Here is a 5,544-nt window from a genome sequence, read left to right as displayed (position 1 = left end):
GTCTGGTCAATAGCTATCCGGATGGATAAATTCTTGCCCCCGCCCCCTTGCGGCACCCCTCACCCAGCCCTACCGTTTGGCATCAAACAAAGCACCGGGCGGTCCCTGGCTCCGCCGCGCCCGGCCTGCTCGCTCTCCCGCCACCCGCCTCCCCGGCCCCGTGTCCCGGAGGTGTCCCGACGTCCGCCCGAGGAGACAACGGTGAGCGCTCACGACCTTGAAGAAGTCCGCCGCCACATGGAACGGCTCGCCGCCGACGGCATCGACGTGGTCCGGGTGACCTATCCCGACCTCATCGGCACCGACCGGGCGCGCGACGTGCTGCTCGAGGAGCTGCCCCGGGCCTGCGCGCACGGTCTCGCGTTCTGCCGGGCCGTCTACCACACCAGCCCGCAGGGCGATGTGGTCCCGGTCAGCGGCGGCCTGGACGCGGGGCTTCCGGACATCTGCGTACGGCCGGACCTCGGCACGCTGGTGCCCCTGTCCTGGGAGCCGGGGGTGGCCGCCTGTCTGGGCGAGGTCGTCGACCCGGCGACCGGCGCGCCCGCCCCGGAGTCGCCCCGCGACCTGCTGCGCGCCGTCCTCGCCCGGTGTACCGAGCACGGGCTGCGGCCGGTGGTCGGGCCCGAGCTGGAGTACTTCCTGTGCGAGCCGACGCCCTCCGGCGGCTGGCGCCGCTACGCACCCGACCCGGGCGTCGTCTACACCGCGGGGCTGCGCGCCGACCCCGACAACCACCTGCTGCGCACCCTGCGCCACGTACGCGATCTGAGGGTCGGGGCGATCAGCGGCAACCACGAGTTCGACGGCGGCCAGATCGAGATCAACCTGGCGCACTCCGACGCCCTCTCGGCCGCCGACCGGTCCTTCCGCTTCAAGGCGGCGATCAAGGAACTGGCCCGCAAGGAGGGCAGGCTGGCCACCTTCATGGCCAAGCCCTTCAACGACGCGGGCGGCTCCGGCTTCCACCTCCACCTCTCCGGGGAGGACGACCAGGGCCGCAACACCTTCGACGACCCGTCGGCCCCGTACGGTCTGTCCGCCATCGCCCGGCACGCCGTGGCCGGCGTCCTCGCCCACGCGCCCGCCCTGGCCGCGCTGCTCAACCCCACCGTCAACTCGTACAAACGCTTCGGCCCGGACACCCTCGCGCCCTGGCTGATCGACTGGGGGCTGGACAACCGCAGCGCCATGGTGCGCATCCCGCCCGAGCGCGGCTCGGGTGCCCGGCTCGAACTGCGGCTGGGCGACGCGAGCGCCAATCCCTATCTGGCGATCGCCGGCACGACGGCCGCCGCTCTCCTGGGCGTCCTGGCCGGTGAGGAGCCGCCCGCCCCGCTGGAGGGCTACGGCTACGACACCTCCCGGTCCGCCGCCCTGCCACAGACCCTGTCCGCCGCGCTGGACGCGCTGGAGGCGGACACCGCCCTGACCGACCTGCTCGGCAAGGGCTTCACCACGTCCTTCCTCACCTACAAGCGTGACGAAGTCGAACGCTTCCACCGGCACGTCACCGACTGGGAGTTCACCGAGTACGCCTACCACCTGTGACGCCCCCTGTGACGCCGAGGAGCTGTTCGATGACCACCGAGACCCCGACCGACGCCGTGCGCGAGCCGCTGCCCCTGGCCGACGTGAACCTCGCCGACCTGGACCGTTTCACGGACGGTGTCACGCCCTGGCGGATGTTCCACACCCTGCGTCACGAGGACCCCGTGCACTGGCAGCCCGAGGAGGCGCCCAACTCCGGTTTCTGGGCGGTGACCCGGCACCAGGACATCGTCCGGGTCGACCGTGATGCGGAGACCTTCACCTCCACGAGGTTCGTCAACCTGGAGGAGGTCGACGACGACCAGATCAAGAAACGCGCCTCGATCCTCGAACTGGACGGGGTCCGGCACCGGGCGCTGCGCAGCCTGATCCAGCGGCAGTTCGGCGCGAACGTGATCAGCGGCTACACCGACTTCCTGCGAGGGCTGACGGCACGGACCCTCGACGCCGCCCTCGCCAAGGGCCGCTTCGACTTCGTCGAGGACGTCTCGGCGGACTTCCCGATCAACGTCCTGGCCCGGCTGCTGGACGTGCCCCCGAAGGACAATCAGCGGCTGATCGACTGGGGCAACCGCATCATCGGCCACACCGACCCCGACTACGCGGACGTCCTGCTGCACAGCGAGGAGAGCGAGCGGTACCGCGATCTGCCCTTCCGCTCCCCCGCCTCGCTGGAGGTCTTCGAGTACGGCCGGGAGCTGGCGCGGCAGCGACGCGGGGGCGACGGCACCGACCTGGTCTCCCGGCTGGTCAACACCACCCCGCGGGACGGTGTGCCGCTCTCCCCGCAGGACTTCGACAACTACTTCCTGCTCCTGGTCGTCGCCGGCAACGAGACCACCCGGCACACCATCTCCCACTCGATGCTGGCCCTCATCCAGCACCCCGAGCAGCTCGCCCGCCTCCAGGAGGACCCCTCGCTGATCCCGGGCGCGGTGGAGGAGTTCCTGCGCTGGGCCTCCCCCGTCTACCACTTCCGCCGCACCGCCACGCGCGATGTCGAACTGGGCGGCAGGCGGGTCAGGGAGGGCGACAAGGTCGTGATGTGGTTCGCCTCCGGCAACCGCGACGAGGAGGTCTTCGGCGATCCGTACGACTTCGACGTCACGCGCGCCGACAACGACCACGTCACCTTCGGCAAGGGCAGTCCCCATCTGTGCCTGGGCAATCTGCTCGCGCGCACCGAGATCCGGATCATGTTCGAGGAGCTGATCCCGCGCCTCGCGGACATCCGCCTGGCCGGTGACGTGCCGCGGGTGCGGTCCAATTTCGTCAACGGCATCAAGAAACTGCCGGTGGAAGTCACTCCGGTCTGACTTCTGCGGAGGTCCAGTAAACGCTTGCCGCAGAGGGCTGCGGCTCCTCCGGACATGCATCGCCGCGCGGTCGGCGGGAGGCTGGTGATATCAGCACGGTCGCGCGTCCCGAGGAGATCGTCATGAACAGCGCCACCCTGGAAGACATGCGGACCACGCTGCGAGGACCGGTCATAGGCCCACGGGACGCCGAGTACGACCAGGCCCGCAAGATCTACAACGCGATGATCGACAAACACCCCGCCGCCATCGTGCGGTGCGCGGACGCCGCGGATGTCATGGCCGCGGTCACCTACGTCCGCGATCACGGCCTGGAACTCGCCGTGCGGGGCGGCGGGCACAGCGGCCCGGGCCTGTGTCTGGTGGACGACGGCATCACCATCGACCTCTCGCCGATGCGCGGCGTGCGCGTCGACCCGGCGGCGAGGACCGCGCAGGCCGGCGGCGGCGCTCAGCTCGGCGATCTGGACCACGCCACGCACGCCTTCGGCCTGGCCACCCCGACCGGCATCATCTCCATGACGGGGGTCGGGGGCCTGACCCTCGGTGGCGGGCACGGCTATCTCACCCGCAAGTACGGCCTGACCGCGGACAATCTGATCGCCGCCGACGTCGTGCTGGCGGACGGCAGCTACGTCACCGCGAACGCGGACGAGCACCCGGACCTGTTCTGGGCCCTGCGGGGAGGCGGCGGCAACTTCGGCATCGCGACCTCCCTCACCTACCGGCTGCACCCGGTGGACACGGTCGGGGTCGGGGTGACCGTCTGGCCCGTCGATCACACCCGCGAGGTGCTGGCCTGGTATCGCGAGTTTCTCCCGCAGGCGCCCGAGGACGTGTACGGCTTCTTCAACAACTTCGTCGTCCCGCCCGGCCCGCCCATCCCCGAGGAGCTCCACGGGCGGAAGGTGTGCGGCATCGTGTGGTGCCTCACCGGCGACCTGGACCGGCTCGACGAGACGCTCTCCGTGGTGCACGAGGCCGGACCGCCGGCCTTCCACTTCACGACTCCGATGCCGTACGTCGGGCTGCAGAGCATGTTCGACGAACTGATCCCGTCCGGCTACCAGTGGTACTGGCGCGGCGACTTCTTCGACCACATCCCGGACGCCGCCCTGGACGTGCACCTCAAGTACGGCGAGAACAACCCCACCCAGCTCTCGCTGATGCACCTCTACCCGGTCGACGGGGCGGCCCACCGGATGGGCCCGGACGACACGGCGTGGAGCTACCGGGACGCGGTCTGGTCGGGCGTCTTCGCCGGTGTGGACCCCGATCCGGTCAACGCGGGCGCCATCAGGCAGTGGTGCGTCGACTACCAGGAGGAACTGCACCCGTACTCCATGGGCGGCTCGTACGTGAACTTCATGGGTGTGGGCGAGGGTCAGGAGCGGGTCCGGGCGACGTACCGCGACCACTACGACAGGCTCGCCCGGGTCAAGCGGACCTACGACCCGGACAACCTGTTCCACGCCAACCAGAACATCGCGCCTGCGCGAGGGTGACGACCACGGTTCCCCGCTCCGGGAGGCGGCCATGGGACAGATGATCGACGCCGGCGGCGTGCAGCTCTGGGTCGAGCGGCGCGGCCGGGGACCCGACGTCCTGCTCATCTCGGGGCTCGGGGATCCCGTCGAGGCGTGGCAGCAACAGCTCGACGGGCTCGCGGACCATTACCGGCTCACCGCCTTCGACAACCGCGGCGCCGGGCGTACGCCACTGCCCGAAGGGCCGCTCACCATGCCCCGGATGGCCGACGACGCCGCCGCACTGCTGCGCACGCTCCAGATACCGGCCGCCCACGTGACCGGTTTCTCGGGAGGCAGCTTCATCGCCCAGGAGCTGGCACTGAGACATCCCGGCCTCGTCCGCAGCCTGGTCCTGATGAGCACGACGGCCCGCCCGGACTCCTACTTCCGCGCCATGACGCGCTTCTGGGAGTGGATGGTGGAGCGGGCACCGACCGAGCGGGCCATGCTCGAGGCGTTCTACCTGTGGATCTACACGCCGCGCGCCCACGCCGACGGCCTGGTCGACCGCCTCATCGACGAGACGCTGGCCTTCGAACACCCGCAGTCCGCCGAGGCCTTCCAACGCCAGCTCGCGGCGTTCTCCCGCCATGACACGTCCGACCGCCTCGGCGGCATCACCGCGCCGACCCTCGTCCTCTCCGGCGAACTCGACCTCGCCACGCCGCCGCGCCTCGGTCGTGAGGTCGCGGAAGGCATCCCGGACGCCGAGTTCGAGGTGCTGCCCGGAGAGGCTCACCAACCGTTCCAGGAGGTGCCGGACGTGTTCAACGCGCGCGTCGAGGCGTTCTGGCGGAAAGTGGAGGCAGAAGGCTGACGGCTCGTCACTCCTCGAGCCGGCGCAGCCGTTCCGTGTCGCAGGTGCGGGGGCAGGTGCCGCAGGCCTCGTCGGGCCGGATGGCGTAGTAGAGGCAGCAGCCGGCACGGGTGCGGGTCGTGTGACGGCGGCCGTCGGTGCCGGTCAGCAGGCGGAAGTCCGCTCCCGAGGGGTACGGGCTGACGGCTTCGGGGAGCAGGGCGGTCGCCGCGCGCACGGCGTCCTCCTCACGCCCGAGGGTCCGGCCCAGGTACCAGATCCCGGAGACGAGGTCGTCGCCGACCATGCCCCACAGGGCGCGCGGTCCGCGGCGCACGGCGGGGCCGAGGGC

Annotated in this window: 5 protein-coding genes; 4 read left to right on the top strand and 1 reads right to left on the bottom strand. The window is 70.7% G+C overall.

The features are described 5' to 3' along the window. The first annotated feature begins 201 nt into the window (after nt 1-201). From ACFTZL_RS40205 to ACFTZL_RS40190, 4 genes are all read left to right on the top strand, one after another. Nucleotides 202-1,551, top strand: a complete 1,350-nt coding sequence (locus tag ACFTZL_RS40205; RefSeq protein ID WP_382594095.1) for a glutamine synthetase family protein — start codon at nt 202-204, stop codon at nt 1,549-1,551. Between the two features lie 29 nt (nt 1,552-1,580). Further along, nucleotides 1,581-2,867 carry a cytochrome P450 gene (locus tag ACFTZL_RS40200; RefSeq protein WP_382594092.1) on the top strand — a complete coding sequence of 429 codons (1,287 nt, stop codon included), beginning with the start codon at nt 1,581-1,583 and terminating at the stop codon, nt 2,865-2,867. Between the two features lie 122 nt (nt 2,868-2,989). Then, nucleotides 2,990-4,372 carry an FAD-binding oxidoreductase gene (locus ACFTZL_RS40195; protein ID WP_382594089.1) on the top strand — a complete coding sequence of 461 codons (1,383 nt, stop codon included), beginning with the start codon at nt 2,990-2,992 and terminating at the stop codon, nt 4,370-4,372. A gap of 31 nt (nt 4,373-4,403) precedes the next feature. Continuing rightward, nucleotides 4,404-5,213, top strand: a complete 810-nt coding sequence (locus ACFTZL_RS40190) for an alpha/beta fold hydrolase (RefSeq protein WP_382594086.1) — start codon at nt 4,404-4,406, stop codon at nt 5,211-5,213. Nucleotides 5,214-5,220: 7 nt separating this feature from the next. On the opposite strand, the gene ACFTZL_RS40185 is transcribed toward ACFTZL_RS40190, so the two are convergent. Then, nucleotides 5,221-5,544: (2Fe-2S)-binding protein (locus ACFTZL_RS40185; RefSeq protein WP_382594083.1), on the bottom strand; the 324-nt coding region annotated here is incomplete at its 5' end.

Source organism: Streptomyces sp. NPDC056948, from assembly GCF_042674225.1.
Taxonomy (GTDB): domain Bacteria; phylum Actinomycetota; class Actinomycetes; order Streptomycetales; family Streptomycetaceae; genus Streptomyces; species Streptomyces purpurascens.
The sequence above is the reverse complement of the archived record's forward strand: the minus strand, read 5'-3'. Positions and strand labels throughout refer to the sequence as shown.

What these genes read in the sequence shown, in the direction of transcription:
- ACFTZL_RS40200 (WP_382594092.1), top strand. Translation starts at nt 1,581, where the DNA reads ATGACCACCGAGACCCCGACCGACGCCGTGCGCGAGCCGCTGCCCCTG.
- ACFTZL_RS40195 (WP_382594089.1), top strand. Translation starts at nt 2,990, where the DNA reads ATGAACAGCGCCACCCTGGAAGACATGCGGACCACGCTGCGAGGACCG.
- ACFTZL_RS40190 (WP_382594086.1), top strand. Translation starts at nt 4,404, where the DNA reads ATGGGACAGATGATCGACGCCGGCGGCGTGCAGCTCTGGGTCGAGCGG.